This window comes from Methanosalsum natronophilum (genome assembly GCF_024808815.1).
Taxonomy (GTDB): Archaea; Halobacteriota; Methanosarcinia; order Methanosarcinales; family Methanosarcinaceae; genus Methanosalsum; species Methanosalsum natronophilum.
Genome location: NZ_JANUCS010000006.1, coordinates 24,042 through 40,664, shown reverse-complemented (window position 1 = coordinate 40,664; position 16,623 = coordinate 24,042). Strand labels below are relative to the sequence as shown.

12 protein-coding genes are annotated in these 16,623 nt (G+C 35.3%); 5 read left to right on the top strand and 7 right to left on the bottom strand.

Annotation, left to right across the window (positions count from 1 at the left end; genetic code table 11):
- Positions 1-108: 108 nt before the first annotated feature.
- On the bottom strand, positions 109-4,191 hold the full coding sequence (locus J2T59_RS04610) for a PAS domain S-box protein (RefSeq protein ID WP_259134442.1): 4,083 nt from the start codon (positions 4,189-4,191) through the stop codon (positions 109-111).
- A gap of 713 nt (positions 4,192-4,904) precedes the next feature.
- Here J2T59_RS04610 and J2T59_RS04605 point away from each other — a divergent pair.
- Positions 4,905-7,013: a methyl-accepting chemotaxis protein gene (locus J2T59_RS04605; RefSeq protein ID WP_259134440.1), complete on the top strand. Its 2,109-nt coding sequence runs from the start codon at positions 4,905-4,907 to the stop codon at positions 7,011-7,013.
- A gap of 48 nt (positions 7,014-7,061) precedes the next feature.
- Positions 7,062-7,574, top strand: a complete 513-nt coding sequence (locus J2T59_RS04600; RefSeq protein WP_259134438.1) for a chemotaxis protein CheW — start codon at positions 7,062-7,064, stop codon at positions 7,572-7,574.
- A 248-nt stretch (positions 7,575-7,822) separates the two neighbouring features.
- Here the strand turns inward: J2T59_RS04600 and J2T59_RS04595 are convergent, their stop codons facing one another.
- Positions 7,823-8,260 carry a protease inhibitor I42 family protein gene (locus J2T59_RS04595; protein ID WP_259134437.1) on the bottom strand — a complete coding sequence of 146 codons (438 nt, stop codon included), beginning with the start codon at positions 8,258-8,260 and terminating at the stop codon, positions 7,823-7,825.
- 527 nt (positions 8,261-8,787) lie between these two features.
- On the opposite strand from J2T59_RS04595, the gene J2T59_RS04590 reads away from it, so the two are divergent.
- On the top strand, positions 8,788-9,606 hold the full coding sequence (locus J2T59_RS04590) for an AIM24 family protein (RefSeq protein WP_259134435.1): 819 nt from the start codon (positions 8,788-8,790) through the stop codon (positions 9,604-9,606).
- Positions 9,607-9,667: 61 nt separating this feature from the next.
- Here J2T59_RS04590 and tsaA read toward each other — a convergent pair whose 3' ends face one another.
- From tsaA to wrbA, 5 genes are all read right to left on the bottom strand, one after another.
- Complete coding sequence (gene tsaA / locus J2T59_RS04585; protein WP_259134433.1) at positions 9,668-10,054, bottom strand: tRNA (N6-threonylcarbamoyladenosine(37)-N6)-methyltransferase TrmO; 387 nt, start codon at positions 10,052-10,054, stop codon at positions 9,668-9,670.
- Positions 10,002-10,841 carry an ABC transporter ATP-binding protein gene (locus J2T59_RS04580; RefSeq protein WP_259134431.1) on the bottom strand — a complete coding sequence of 280 codons (840 nt, stop codon included), beginning with the start codon at positions 10,839-10,841 and terminating at the stop codon, positions 10,002-10,004. The genes tsaA and J2T59_RS04580 overlap by 53 nt, the downstream gene beginning before the upstream one ends.
- A gap of 168 nt (positions 10,842-11,009) precedes the next feature.
- Positions 11,010-12,077, bottom strand: a complete 1,068-nt coding sequence (locus J2T59_RS04575) for a FecCD family ABC transporter permease (protein ID WP_310572659.1) — start codon at positions 12,075-12,077, stop codon at positions 11,010-11,012.
- A 6-nt stretch (positions 12,078-12,083) separates the two neighbouring features.
- The gene (locus J2T59_RS04570; RefSeq protein WP_259134429.1) at positions 12,084-13,223 is read right to left on the bottom strand and encodes an ABC transporter substrate-binding protein; all 1,140 of its coding nucleotides are present in this window, start codon (positions 13,221-13,223) and stop codon (positions 12,084-12,086) included.
- A 439-nt stretch (positions 13,224-13,662) separates the two neighbouring features.
- On the bottom strand, positions 13,663-14,280 hold the full coding sequence (gene wrbA / locus J2T59_RS04565; RefSeq protein WP_259134427.1) for an NAD(P)H:quinone oxidoreductase: 618 nt from the start codon (positions 14,278-14,280) through the stop codon (positions 13,663-13,665).
- 286 nt (positions 14,281-14,566) lie between these two features.
- Here wrbA and J2T59_RS04560 point away from each other — a divergent pair, with 286 nt between their 5' ends.
- Positions 14,567-15,055, top strand: coding sequence for a MarR family winged helix-turn-helix transcriptional regulator (locus J2T59_RS04560; RefSeq protein ID WP_259134425.1), 489 nt, complete (start codon positions 14,567-14,569; stop codon positions 15,053-15,055).
- Positions 15,048-16,469, top strand: a complete 1,422-nt coding sequence (locus J2T59_RS04555; protein WP_259134424.1) for an MATE family efflux transporter — start codon at positions 15,048-15,050, stop codon at positions 16,467-16,469. Before J2T59_RS04560 ends, J2T59_RS04555 begins: the two co-directional genes overlap by 8 nt.
- Positions 16,470-16,623 lie beyond the last annotated feature (154 nt).

The window sequence follows — 16,623 nt, the reverse complement described above, 5'->3', positions numbered from 1 at the left end:
TATTGAACAGATAGAAGAAACTGGAATCACTATCAAATATATTCCTTTTGTGGAAATCATGAATGTCCAGAGACTACAAAGCAACCACGTCTTACACTTATACTTACATTAATTGTTAAATCTGATAGTATAGGTAGTCCCATTACTATTATCAGTCTCAACAGTTCCTTGAAGCTGGTGGACTAACATATGTATTATCTTGAATCCTAATGTATCAAGTTCACTTATATCCATATCAGCCTGGAGCCCAATTCCATCATCCTTAACTACAAGTTCATAGCCATCTCCACTTTCCTTAAATGATATGAAAATATGACCTTTATCCCTACCATCAAATGCATGTTTGTATGAATTAGTTACAATCTCATTTACAAGAAGACCAAGAGGAATGGTTATATCCATGCTAAGAGACAGTTCATCTACATTGAACTCGATATCTACTGGAGTATTCACTAACCTATTCATTTGTGTGATATGGTTCACCAAGCTAGTAATATAATCAGATACCTCAATACTTGCAACACTATCACCTGCATATAATTTCTCGTGGGCCAGTGACATTGACCTTATCCGATTCTGACTATCTCTAAAAGCAGCTTTTATATCTTCATCCGAGAATAATCTTGATTGCATGTTAAGCAGACTTATAATGACCTGTAAATTGTTCTTGACACGATGATGTATCTCTTGGATTAGAACTTGATCTCGTTCCAATTGTTCTAATTTAATCTTGTCAGTGACATCTCGTACGAATTCTACGACATTAACAACATTTCCATCATTATCACTGATTGGATAAGAATAAATTTCATTTAGCCTATCATTAAAGCCGTTTTTATCAATATGAGGTAGAATTTGGTAATTCATTTCATTGTTCTGAAAAGACCTTAAGGTCGGGCATGAATTACATGGTTTTGTTGAATTACAATAAGATTCATAACATTTTTTTCCTTCTAAGGGTAAGTTATGCTTATAAAGCTTTTCCATATACTTATTAGTTTTTTTGATGGTCATATCAGGATTTATTATACTGATACCATCCTGAATACTTTCGAACATGGTTTCCAGTAATTTTTTACTTTCCAGTATCTCTTCATTAATCCTTTTTCTCTCAGTTATATCATTTTGAACACCTATATAACCTATAATTCTTCCATTATCATCATAAAGACAAGAATAATCACCTTCTATCCATATCTTGGTACCATCCATACGGGTTTCATAGGTCTCAGCAAAACAGGCGCCTTTATCAAACAATTCTCTTGATAGCTCTTTACAATAATCTGCATCATGGTCAAGTAATTCAGTCATGGTCTTGCCAATAAATTCATCCTCAGTTGCCCTATATTGATCCAACATTGCCTGATTTACTCTTACTTTTTTACCTGTATGAATTGCTTTTTCCAGTACAGCATCTTTATCAACATCATCATTCCATTCAAGAGGCTCATCATACAGATCAATGAAAAAACCTGCTAAAGCACGTGAAAAGAATTTATCTTGAATTTCTTGGTTTTCTGCTAACTCAATTTGTGTTTTCTTTAGGTCATCTATATTAAAAACAAAACCTAGAACTAATGTTGGAGTACCTTCATCATCAAGTAGAACTGTTGCTATTTCCTTAACCCAAACAATTTCACTATCTTTTTTAATGATACGATGCTGATAATTTAAAGTAGTAGCTCGATCTTCTTCAGTTATAGGTTCATTTTTTTCAATAACCATATCCCTATCATCAGGATGGACTCTTTTTAGAAATGCTTCAAAAGTACCTTCAAACTCACCTTCATCTAATCCAAAAAGGTCTTCACATTCCTTTGACCAAAAAAGTGAATTAGTTCTAATATCATATTCCCATAAACCAACTTGTGCGAAATGTTGTACCATGCTCAGTTTGTTCTGTTTATCGATCAGTTCTTGTTCTGCATGCACCTTGTCAGTTATATCTGTAATGATACCAACGATCATTGTTGTATTGTCAGAATAAACACACTGTGAATTTTCTCTAACCCACTTAATCTCTCCATCTTTAGTGATGATACGGTATTTCAGTTCATAAGGAACACCTTCTTCAACACTTTTTTCTACGGTATCAATGAAATTTTGCAGGTCATCCGGATATATAATACTGTCATATGTCCTTATTTTGTTATTGATAAATTCAAAGGACTCATAGCCTGTAATGTCCTTGATACTCTCACTTAGATATAATATTGGCCAGTTAGATTCATGACTACACCTGAAAATAGCTCCAGGAACATTATTGACCAGAGTTTTAAATTGTGCTTCACTACGTTCTAATTGATCTTGTGTATTGATCAGTTCAGTTATATCCCACCCTGCACCAATTACTTCCAAGGTACCATCAGGACGAGTTATTAATTTCTGGTCATCTTGCCACCAGTGGTAGCTACCATTCTTATCCATGAGCCTATATTTTAGAGATATACTTCCCTCTTTGAGTATCTTTGGAATAGAATTTAACACTATATGCATATCATCTGGATGGATACCATTCTTGAAACGAGAAATGTCATTGATGAACTCATCAGGCTCGAACCCTAATACGTTCCTAATATTTTCATTCACATAGGTTATGTTTGGTACACCATCAATAATAGTATAAGAATAGATCACCGCAGGAGTATTTGAAATGAATATCCTTAGACGTTGCTCACTTTCCCTTAATTTATTTTCATACATGTTTTGGTCAGTAACATCTTCTGCCGAACATACCACATATTCAACATTACCCTCTTGATCAAGTTTAGGTGATTTTGTAATAGATAATAATCTCAGTTCACCTTTATAGTTTGGAACCCATTCATCGGTCTTAACAACCTTTTTTGTGACAAATACTTCTCTGTTACTGCTACGACACGTTTCCACGACATCATGATCAAGAAAATCATACATGTCCCTAAACTCGATACTTTTCAGGTCAAATCCAATGAAATCTGCATGTGCTCGATTAACTGCCCCGTAGGTATGTTCATTGATCAAATACCATACTTGTGTAGATATATTATCAAGCAACAACCGTTTACTCTCTTCACTCTCAAGAAGTTTCATCTTTGCCTGCTTTCGGTTGGTTATATCTCTAGTATTGAAAATGATCTCATTAGGTCTTCCAACATCATCCAAGACTAGTTTTCCAATAGTTTCAAACCATAAATACGTTCCATTAGCACATCTGTTTCTATATTCAACTTTTTGTTCTTCAGTTTTTTTCTTGGATACAAAATCAATAAAAGCTGCTTTTACACTTGGTAGGTCATCTGGATGAACATAATCCAGAAAATTTTGTCCGATCATGGATTCAGGATCATACCCTAAAATTGAGTGGGATGAACCAGCAAATTTATAGTTACCCTCAAGGTCTGTCAGTGAAACAAGGTCAAGCATATTTTCAGATATTAACTTTAATCTTGAAACTGCTTCTTCAGCAGTCAATTCAGCTTTTTTCCTCTTAGTTATATCTGAGATTGAAATAACATACTTCTTCTTTCTTTCATTCTCAATATAATGTAGCTCAGCACTAAACCACCTTTCATCACCTGGTATGAAAGATTGGTATTCAAATATTTCCTTTTCTTTTGTTAGTGCTACTTTTTCAAGCAATGATCGAACATTTTCACCGAATTCAGTGGGTAACAGGTCCAGTAAGTTTTGAGAAACAATATCTTCTTTTGACCAAAATAAGAGTTTTTTCTTATCAGGAATAACTTTAGTTACAGTATATTCAGTATCAAGTTCTATGACAATGTCATTTAATACTGTAATAATATCTTCTTTTTCTTCGAGTTCCTCCAATTCTTTACTAATTTCAGTGAATAGTGTGATAAAATATCCTATCTCAGGTGAAAATACAGTGACTCTGTACCATCTACTTAGAGGTTCAGAGAACTGATCAAATGTTTCTTTCACGCCAGATAATGCAACTCGACCATAGAATTCAACCAAATCAAAATCACCATCTCTAATACCAGGTAATACTTCAGTTACTTTTTTACCAGTAATATTATCTGAACATAGACCAGTCATTTCTTCAAACTTTGAGTTCACAGTAATAAACTTATAATCACAAGGAGTTCCAGTTTCATCAAGAAGAATCTTATGATATGCATATCCTTCTTTTATATTATCTAAAAGAAGTGATGAAATAACACCATTATTGACATCAGAGGTCATAACATGTCTCCATTTCTAAATTGAAAATATTTCAATCTAATAATTGTTCAATGGCTAATGATTTCAGTCGAAACTATTTAAAATGTTCTATATTGTCCAGGTTATTTGTTAGAAAATAAGTTGATTTAAAAAGTACTGTATAGATGAAAGATATATTTATTAGACAAGTAGATAGATAGATAGATAGATAGAAATAGGTAGAAAGCTCTAGATAGTATAGTGATCACATGGTTTGATTAATTGAGAGAAGATTTAGAGCTTTACTACCACTGAACATATAGTAGCAAAGCTCTAACTAATCTGAGGGGGAACGGGTGGGGGTCTAATTCAGTGATGCTAGAATTTGAATTAATTAGAACTTTACTACCTAATTAAAGATTCTAACATCTATTATAAATAGATATCTAATATGGATGAAATATTTCACACTGTTACGTGTGTGAATAACTTTGAGTATGTATATTTTATTTAACAAACCATAATGGTATTTTCACATTGCACATTTAACGATCTAAAAAGACTATTAGTCGATCTTACCTAATAATCGTGTTAACACTGTAAATTAATTAAGTAATTTCGGCAACCTTATATACTTTTTAAATCTGATTTAGCTTGTTCGGATTTTTTAGCACCTAAGCTATACGAAATAAGTCCATTTAACTGAAAAACAAGCTGCATTGATAAGTATATAGTTTATAATAAAGAGGTCTTTTATGAGCAAATTAGATGATATTTCTATCGGGAAAAAGTTATTAGCGGCAATGTTGATTTTAGCATTAGTTCCATTAATAGCTGTTTCTGCTGTCAGTTACAATCAAGCAAGTAATGCAATTGAAGATGTAGTGTTCAGTGAATTAACTAATATGATGAACATTGTAGATGATGAGATTGAAGGTTATTTTGTTGAAAGAGAAGCTGACCTTCAAGTCTTTGCAAATACGAGAGATGTTCGAGAGGCTATTCAGGAATTTTCGGTTGCATATGACGAGAATGGCTTAAATAGTCAAGAATATCGAGCAGTTGAAAGTGAATACGGACCTATGTTCGATCTCTTCTTAGATGAATATGGTTATTATGATGTTTTTTTAATAGATAGTGATGGAGAAATAATATATACTGTAGAAAAAGAAGCTGACCTCGGTACTAATTTAGTAACGGGTCAGTACAGTAATAGTAATTTAGCTGATGCATTTGAACAAGGATTAAGTTCAATAAATATTGTTGATGTTGAACACTATGCAGCCTCTGATGAACCTGCTATGTTCATTGCAGGGCCTATCCGTGATGGTAATCAAGTAATAGGTGTACTAGCATTCCAAATACCGTTCGAAGCTATAAATGAGATCATGGATAATCCTATTGGAGATACTGGAGAAATGTACCTTGTTGGATCTGACTACCTGATGAGGTCCGACTCAATATTTGCAGATGAAAGTACTATACTCCAAAGTAGGATAGATACAGATTCAGTTGTAGATGGTCTACAAGGTAATTCTGGTACATGGGTAATCCAAGACTATAGGGGTGTAGATGTATTAAGTGCTTATGCTCCAGTAGATATGGAATATTTTGATGATTGGGTCATTATAGCTGAAATTGATGCTGATGAGGCTTTTGAGGCTGTTGATGCACTTCTACTTCTCTACGGTCTAGCTGTAATTATATCTGCAATAATAGTTGTTGTTGTTGGACTTTGGTTCTCAAGATATTTGGCTGTCCCAATAAGTAATGCAGCTACTCGTGCTGGTAATATCGCTAATGGTGACCTTACAGGGAAAATAGACAGAAAATTTATCGGTAGAAAAGACGAGATTGGATTACTTGCTACTTCGTTTGGAACTATGTTAGAGAACCTGAATCAATTAGTCACAGGCATTAAGCAAAGTGCAGATAATGCAGCATCAAAATCACAAGAAATGTCAGCAACTTCTGAAGAAACAACAGCTTCTGCAAACCAGATCGCAGATACAGTTTCCGAAATTTCAAGGGGAGCACAGACCCAGTCTACAAAGGTAGAAGAAGTGGCAAGGGCAATGAATGATATGAACGAGAGTGTACAGTCAGTTGCCGAGAATTCACAAAAAGCATCAGAAGATGCAGATGATATCAGTTCAAAAATACAAGTGATTGGTAATGCTTCACAAGACCTGTTACAAAAAATGAGCGGTATTCAAAAGGTTTCTGGTGAAACTTCTGAAGTTATAAGTCAACTGGACCAGAAATCAGCTGAGATCGGGAAGATCGTTAACTTGATCACAAACATTGCTGACCAAACCAATCTCTTAGCATTAAATGCAGCAATTGAGGCTGCAAGAGCAGGAGAACATGGAAGAGGTTTTGCAGTAGTTGCAGATGAAGTTAAAAAATTGGCAGATGAATCAGGTTCTGCAGCTAAGCAGATCGAAAAGCTCATTACAGAAATACAGGAGAGTACACATAATGCTGTAGAGTCTATGAGTGAAAGTAAATCAGAGATCGAAACTGGTGCCAAATCACTTGACGAGACGGTTGAATCGATACAAGCAATAGTTTCAGATGTTAATGATATCTCTAAGATGGTACAAGAAATTGCAGCTGCTGCACAGGAACAATCTGCATCAATAGAAGAAGTAACGGCTTCTGTTGAAGAGGTTTCTTCGATATCAGAGGAATCTGCAGCAAGTACACAAGAAGCATCCGCTGCAGTGGAACAACAAACTGCATCCATGCAAGAGATCTCAAATGCTGCACAGGACCTTGCTGAAATGGCAGATAAGTTGCAAAGAGATGTATCTAGTTTCAAACTGAGCTCCGAAGAAGGAGAAAATGAAGAGAAAAAATAAGGTTATTCTAAAAATAATAACCTTATAACCATTTTTTTGGTGAGTACCATGCAAGAAAATATGCTTAAGATCGATAAGAAAGTCGACGAAGATGATGAGAATGTATTACAGCTGGTTATCTTTCAATTGGGTGGTGAGGAGTTCGCAGTTGATATAATGCAAGTACAAGAGATCATAAGGATGCCAGAATCCACCAGAATACCACAAGCACCGGATTATGTGAAAGGTGTGATCAACCTTCGTGGAAAGATAATAGTTGTCATCAACTTAGATGTGAAGTTCAACATCGAAGCAAAGGAAATTGATGAAAATTCAAGGGTCATTGTGGTAGAAGTTGAAGACAATATACTAGGTATGGTCGTTGATTCGGTAAGTGATGTTATCAGTTTACCTCATTCAAATGTAGAAAATGCACCTGATATCATTACCTCAAAAATAAAAGCGGAATATATTCAAGGTGTTGGAAAATTAGATGACAGATTATTGATATTACTAGATTTAAAGAGGGTCTTGCAAGAAAGTGAAATGGAACATATTGAAAAAATAAAGAAAAGTGCATGAAAGTAGATAATCCTAATAGAGGTAAATAGATATTTCACAGGCACTAATTGTGAATTATGCAATGTTCATGTGTCTATTAATAAAAAACATTTTAATCAAACACTAGAAAATTATCTACCAAAAATAGTTAGCCAGTGGGTGGTATTATTTAGTTTCCACCACATATTCATCTTTTTTTTAGTATTTCACCATATTATAGATCATACTCGAATGGTAAATGATCTAGATCCTAAAAACCAATTCAAAGATTAGTTTGATTTATCATTAATATATATTTTGAAAACACTAATAGATTCATTTTCCCATGATCTCTCATATTCTGCATTAAAAAACTGAAAATCATCATCATTTAACAGCAGTACCCATTCTCTAATACCAGGCTGACCTTCATTGATATTTTTACTGTCAATATTTTTTTCAAAGTAAAATCTATTGTTAACTATTTCAAGACCATCAGTTTTCGAGAAGTTCCACTTATAACCTGTACTTGGATTCTCTTCTAATTGTATATTGATATATGTTCCTGGTTCAGCAATCAAATTAGTACCATTATCATTTTCATCTATGTATATTGTGTTTTCATTATCACTATCATTTAAATTTATACTAAAATGGATAGTTAGAGTTATTAAAATTAAAATTAAAAGTATGACAACACTAATTAACACCATCCCTTTTATTCTCATTCAATTCATCTCAGAAAATTTTATACATATTTGATCTAATTCAATCTCTTCTTATCATATCAAAATTGAAAAAGCTTTCATTAATTCCTTTTTAAAATTTGATTGTGATTATCAGATATTCTATTGTCATCATTTGTGGATATATATGTTCTTAAATTATGTTTCATATCAATTTTTATTCTTTAGAGAACTATTTTCATTTAGCGGATTAGGGAGAAATGGCGGGGGTTTATGACCGATACACCACATTAAAATTATAAAGCATTTCAAGAATCCTCCTATCGTCATATTGGATATAGTAAATAATATTTTTGTTAATGTGGTGTATCCTCACTTATCTTTTCAATCTTAATTATTATTTATATGGCTTTTTTGACATCATTATTACAAATTATCGTAGATATTTTCAATTCAATTACTTTTGAATCTAGTTTTCCACATTCTAACAAGAATTACCCTCAAAAAATAGTATAACAGAGCAATAGCTTTATTTACACTTAAACCAGATTACTTTATGGTGAACGTCTATGGCAGTAAATTTCTATGACAATATTGAAGTGATCGATTCATTTCAAAGAGATGGGTTTAAAGTAGAGGTAATACAGTACAAAACTTTAAAAGGTAGTAAGCACCACAGCATTGCAAAAAAACTGTACCATATCCAAAGAGCTGGTATGGCTCTGAAACAAATAAAGGTCACTTTGGAAGATAAGGGTCTTATCATTGAACGTGGGAACTTGAATTTCCATAAAGGGAATATCGAAATGGCGTCAAAGGTAGGTGGTGTTGGTGGACTTGCAAAGAAGGTTATCAGCAGCAAACTTAACCAAGAAGCTGTCTTCAAACCTTTATATAAGGGTACAGGTGAAGTTTTCTTAGAACCTAGTTTTGGTCATTTTGTATTATACGAGCTAGATAATGATTCTATTGTAGTTGATAAAGGATTGTTCTACTGTTGTGAAGAGGGAATAGAGGTCGGGGTAGAGTCAATGAAAACACTTTCTGCTGGAATGTTTGGTGGTGAAGGTTGGTTCCAGACAAAGATCTCGGGAACGGGAATATGTGTACTTTCAATACCAGTACCTTTTGATGAATTAATGAAATATGAATTAGAAAATGAAAGAGTACAGGTTGATGGAACTTTTGCACTTTTGAGAACTTCAGGAATAAAATATAGTGTGAAAAGATCTTCTACAAATCTAATTAGTACAGTTACTGGTGGAGAAGGAATGTTACAGACGTTTGAAGGTACTGGGAAAGTATGGTTAGCGCCTACAGAGCCTGTATATAATTACTTAACACTTGGAGAACCTGGATTCCCTATAACTTATAATACTACTAAATGAACTGTAACAGATACTATATTTATCTAGTACAGTTAAATTTATTTTTTTAATCATGCATATGTTATTCTTTGGAATCAAAAGGTTGTGCATAGGGTTTTATGTCAATTACAGGAGTTCCATCTAATGCGTCAAGACCCTGAACTTTAAGCTCAGTACCATTTCTGGACAATAATTTCACTAAACTTGATCCTATAGGTGTTGGTCGAGCTGGACTACGTGATGCGAACACACCTTTAATTCCACCATGTCTTCTTTTTCCAATAAGGTCATAACCTTTAGACCTATCAAAATAAAAGAGTACTTGAATATGCTCACTTTCTTCTATTCGATATAGACCATCTTCATATTCGGGTTTTATCACGATAGTACTTACGGATTCACGCATTATATCAGGGTCAGCAGGTTCCTGGAACTCGCTGTGCACGGAGCCTATTATTTCTATATCCATTATTATCAGCTTTTAATTCTGTTGCTTTGTTCAGTTTCTTTGGTAATATCCATATCTGTTCGCCAGTACGGTGCACATCTACACTGACATCATAAACAGGTTCAATGTTCTCAGGTGTAAGTATCTCTGGACCACCAGCATGGAATATTTCTCCATCTTTCATCATAATGATCTTATCACTATACCTTGCAGCGAGATTGAGGTCATGTACTGACATGATCACAGTAACATCATTATCAGCTTGATCTCTTGTAATATCAAGAACCTCTAACTGATGTTTCAGGTCTAAACTGCTGGTAGGTTCATCTAAGAGTAATATCTCAGGTTGTTGTGCAAGTGCTCTTCCAATAATGACCTTCTGTCTCTGGCCACCACTAAGCTCATTAATGTTTTTCATGGAAATATGACTTAAGTCCAGCATTTCCATAACTTCAACTACAATATCCAAATCACGAGATGTAGGAACCCAATTAATGTGAGGTTTACGACCCATTAGCACAGTATCAAAGACCGTTGTAGGAAATGCACCTCTTTCAGCTTGTGGAATATACCCAACCTGTTTTGCAATATCGTTCCTGTGCAGTTTATCAAGATCAAACTCATTTATCATGATAGAGCCTTTCTCAGGATTTAATATTCGGTTAATACACTTCAAAAACGTGGTTTTCCCTGACCCATTAGGACCGATTATAGATAAAAACTCACCTTTATTCACATTAAGGTTCATGTTTTTGAGAGTGGGAACTCCATTATAACTAAACTCTAACCCTTCAACATCGATTTTCATACATACCCTCCATACAATAACACCATATCATACATATTAGAATTAAATCATGAATAAGTTGTTAAAAACTAAAATACATTTATACACGCATATTTATTCGAATGTATATTAATCTCATTTTTTACCTAACATACATTACCCGTATAGGTAACTCTTCTTGTACATATATCACCAATATTCCCTTCCTTTGATCACAAGGTAGATGAACAGCGGTGCACCTAAAAACGATGTTAGAATTCCTACTGGAAGTACTTCAGGCGAGATTATGTTCCTGGCAACTGTATCTGATATCAAAAGTAATAGACTACCTGTGAAAAATGAGAATGGAAGTAATAACATCTCATTACCACCGATCAACTTTCGAACAATATGAGGTACAACCAACCCTACAAATCCAATTATACCAACAAATGAGACAATTAGTGCAGATACTGTTGATGAGATCACCATACCTTTGATTCGCAATTTATCTACATCTACACCAAGACTCTTAGCAGTATCATCACCTGAATTAAGTGCATTGAAGTTCCAGCTATTATACGCAAACCAGAGAGATAATGGAACCACTACAGCTGTAATTAGCCCGATCTCAGTCCATGAGGTCTTCCCAACATCTCCAAATTGCCAAAAGATGATTGCTGCGATTGCAGTATCTTCAGCAAAATACTGAATGGCACTTATACCCGCAGTAAAAACAGATCCTATAGCTACACCTGTTAATATCATAGTTTCAGGACTGGCTTGTTTATATTTGGCCAGTGCAAGTATGACCCCTGTGGATATCATAGAGAACATGAATGCTGAAATCGTAGTGATATATGGATTATTTATATTGACTACATCCCCAGAACTGTGCGTAGTACCAGTTCCAAGTATAACTATCGCAAAAGCTGCACCAAAAGCTGCAGCATGTGAGATACCTAATGTAAAAGGAGAACCTAGCGGGTTCCTGAGGACACTTTGCATGACAGCACCAGATATGGCTAATCCTGCACCAGCAATGACAGCAGTGAGTATCTGAGGCATTCGTATATTCCAAATGATATGATAGGCCATACCACTCTTTGTCTGCCCGGTTAGAACTGATAAAATTTCAGGTAATGGTATATTTACTGGACCTACAAGTACAGCAAATGACATGAGAATAATAAGAAAAATTAGTATGGATACACCAAACACTAATTTTTTCCCAATATCTTTCTTGTACAGATCAAGTATGCTGCTCTGCCCCATCATCTTTCCTCAAAGGTCAACTGGTCCATACCCTGCACCAAGCTTATCAGCGAGTTCTTGATATACAGGTTCTCCAAGGAACATTGTATAGATCTCATCAGCTTTTTCTTCTGGACCGATGTCACTGAATTCATCTGGGTAAGCTGTAGAACCTATAAAGTATGAGTTTGCAAGTGTTGATTCGAAGTTCCTCTGATAGGATGATGTTGGTAGAATTCCATATATTTGACCTTCTTGGTACGCTTTCAGTTCTTTATACGAAGGATTTCGATTAAAATCGTTTCTTATAAGGTCAATGTTCCCGATATCTACGTACATCATGTCGGGGTTCCAGTTAAGCAGATCTTCACGGTTAATGTTAACAGGTGTTGATTCCTCGTGTCCCAAAACATCAAGAGCATCATTTGCATTTAGGTGTTGGAAAGAAGTATATGGTGACCTACTACCCAGCAAACCATGTCCACCGCGATGTGAAGTACCTCCTGCATATAATAAGGGTTTGTCTTCATCGGGTATGTCGTTGGTCCTAGAATCAAGGTCTGTGATCAGTGCTTCAGTATAATCCTGGAGTTCCTGGGCACGGTCTTCTTTACCAAGAACTGATCCATAAGTATCCCAGCAATCATAAAGGACATGTCTATAATGATACAAGTCACCCATGTCCACAACAACTACTGGTATTCCTGTTTTGCTTTGAAGGTTATTAGCATCACTAATATCACCACTTACCAAACTGAAAAAAATAACTTCTGGTTGAGCTCCAGCAATTAGTTCAGCATTACCCCCATGGTTAGGTCCAACTGAAGGAAGATTAGCTATTATGTCCTTATTAGCGATTATGTAAGGTACTGCTTCTTCTTCTTGTTCGTATTGTTCGGTACCTACAGCTTTATCCATAGCATTAAAATATGCTAATTGACGAAGTGCACCTGCTCCTACTGCAGCAACTCGGTCCACATTTTCGGGTACTTCAACTGTTCGTCCAGCCATATCTGTTACTTGTATAGTTGCTTGTGCTTCACCACCATCAATATCTCCTCCACCTCCATCTCCTCCAAGACATCCGGAAAATGATACTATGCTTGCTATTACCATCAAAGCAATTAATATTGTTACTATACCACTCTTTTTATTCAATTTGTTAAACATAAAAACATGTCTCCATAACATAAAATCTTACAAATTAAATTGAAAGTGGAATCATGTCTTAATTTAAAGTACTTAAACACATTTTTTTTGCTAATATTCATTATCTTAGAGGGTAACTGCATATACGGAAAATCAGATGAGAGTTTTCATTAGATTGCTGTGCAACCTTTGACTTAAAATATATTGATCTTAGTACAGCTAATCTTTTAGATATAGCTAAAAAAAAGAAACTAGAAGTTTATACGTGAACCGAGCCATTATAAGTTATTTAACATAATATAACACAAATGCACTATCAAAACCCCTGCAAAAAATCGAATTTATAAAAGAAAGGAAAGAATATACTGTAATGTAAAATGGTTGATTGATCATTGAGTCACTATAGAACTGCTAAGTGTATCTAGCTTCAATATGTTATGTTATGTTATGTTATGTTATCTCATTTCCCAACCAATTTCTTTGTTATCTGCGCTACATGCCTGCCTTGATATCTAGCAATTTTAAGCTCGTTCTCACTTGGATGCCTGGTATTTGGGCCATTACCTGCAACAGTTGAAGCACCATATGGACTACCGCCAGTGATCTCTTCAAGTGTTGCTAGACCTTTTTGGGTGTATGGTACACCAACTATGATCATACCATGATGTAGCAAGGTTGTATGAAAGCTAAGTATAGTTGATTCCTGACCACCATGCTGAGTAGCACTTGATGTGAACACACTGCCAACTTTACCTATTAGTCCACCTTTTGACCAAATACCTCCAGTCCTATCAAGGAACGCACGCATCTGTGAAGCCATCATCCCAAACCTTGTTGGTGTTCCAAATATGACAGCATCAGACTCAGAAAGATCTTCCACTGTTGCAACCGGTATATGCTCAAACCTCTTTTTTGATTCTGTTGCCCCCATTTTCTCAATAATCTCAGGAGTAAAGCTTTCCTCTACCTGATATATTCCAACTTCTGCACCTTCGACTTCTCTTGCTCCTTCTGCAACAGCCTCAGCCATTTTATAGTTATGACCATAAAGGCTGTAAAAAATAATATTTATTCGCATTATACCCAACTCTTTGAAATTATGAAAACTGAAATAATAACTTTTAATATTTGTGACTGGTAGCATTAGCAAAGAAGGTTTTGTTTTAGTACACAGGTTCTAGCTTCGCCAATTCATTGATAATTCCACTACTTGAAGCGGGAACTGAATATATTGCACCAGGAATTTGATGTGTTACAGTACAAATATTACATATAAGGATCACACCACCTGAGCATTTTTATACATTGGATGCATACGAAACCGTTGCATATGCAACTATTGAACATGAGTACGGGTGATCTTTTTGGATATATCTTCAGTGAAAGAAAAATTTGATAGGAAAAAACATCACGAGTCTATTGGAAGAAATGTTTCCCATCTATTCAGGTCAATGAACATTTATCTATCAAAAGAACTCGAACCTTACGGTATAGGGAGCGGTCAATTTCCTTTGTTCATGCACTTGATGCATCATGATGGTGTACGACAAGAGACACTTGCTAGCTTATTGAAGTATGATAAAGCAACTATCACAAGGTCTATTACAAGATTAGAAGACATGGGGTATGTCATCCGTAAACGTGATTCTATTGATAAAAGGGTTTACTATGTTCATCTTACTGATAAAGGAGAAAATATGAGAAATGTCCTGTTCGGTTTGAGATCTAAATTAAATGCTATTTTACTACGTGGTTTTGATCAAGAAGAACAAGAACTGTTCAGTTCAATGTTAGAAAAGGCTGCAATGAACATAGCTTCTGAGAATGAGATGTACAAGGTTTCAAATGAGTAACAATAAGCATTCTCAAGAATATACTAATTATGAGTCAAGTACTGACCATGAAAAGACAGCTTCTATGAAGGTTCTAGCAGGTGACCCTAAGACAGCAATAAAGAAGCTGGCATTCCCCATGATGTTGGGTATGCTTGTGCAGACACTTTATAATCTTGTAGATACGTTCTGGGTCTCCGGGCTAGGGGCGGATGCACTTGCTGCTATTGGATTTGTGTTCCCGTTCTATTTCTTGATAATAGCACTATCAAATGGACTTGGGGTCGGTGGAGGATCGGCCATATCAAGAAGACTCGGTCTAAGAGATAAGGTAGGAGCTGATAATGTTGCAGTACATACTTTCATTCTTCTCGTGATATGTTCTGTGCTTTTTACTGTACCTCTGTACATATTTGCAGAACAAATATTCGAATCCATAGGTGCCGGTAGGGCTACAGAGATGGCTACATCTTATGGCCAGGTTATTTTTGCAGGTAGTATCCTGTTATTCTTTACAAATGTAGCAAATGCCATACTTCGAAGTGAAGGTGATTCCAAGCGTGCTATGAATGCTCTAATATTTGGTTCCGTGCTAAATATGGTCCTTGACCCTATTTTCATTTATACTTTAGAAATGGGTGTTGCAGGTGCTGCATGGGCCACGATCGTTTCTATGGGAACAACATCCATTCTTATGGCCAAGTGGTTATTCTTCAAGAATGATACATACTTAGAATTTGATTTCAAGGATTTTAGTTTTGATAAGAATATTCTGTGGGATATTTTCAGAGTAGGTGTTCCAGCTGCTACTCAACAAGCATCAATGGCACTTATGATGCTCATTATGAACGTTATCATAATAGTTGCCAGTAATACTGATGGTGTAGCTGTTTATACGGTAGGATGGCGTATAGTGACTATAGCCATTGCACCTTTGGTAGGTATTTCTACTGCTGTAGTGACCATGTCGGGTTATTCTTTTGGTGAGAAAAATTATGATAAATTATCATTTTCCCATATCTATTCCATGAAAACAGGTATTGTTGTGCAAACTATCATTGCACTTTTGACCTTTATCTTAGCACCACAGTTAGCTTACATTTTCACAATGTCTGAGGATGCTGCACATATAACCGATGAGCTGATCACTTTCCTGAGAATAATTTGTCTATTCTACCCAATGATATCTATAGGAATGCTCTCTTCATCTCTTTTCCAGGGTATTGGTAAAGGTTTGTACTCACTCATTGCTACTATTCTTCGTGCACTTATATTTGTACCCTTGATAACTATCATATTCGCCTTTGCTCTTGATATGGGACTGACCGGTATATGGTGGGGAATTGTCGTAGGTAATATGCTGGGATCGATCATTATTTTTGTGTGGGCAAGGTATTATGTGATGAGATTGATGAAGTATGGAGCACTAAGGTAGTTTAGGTCAAATGCATATCCATTAAGCAAGCAATGAACCTGCTTAAAGATTGAAAAACCAAAACAATAGCCATGAGCATACATCACAGTATGTTCAAACCTGTGATGTATGTTCATTGATGTATGCGCGATGTTCATACCAAACTTACAATTCA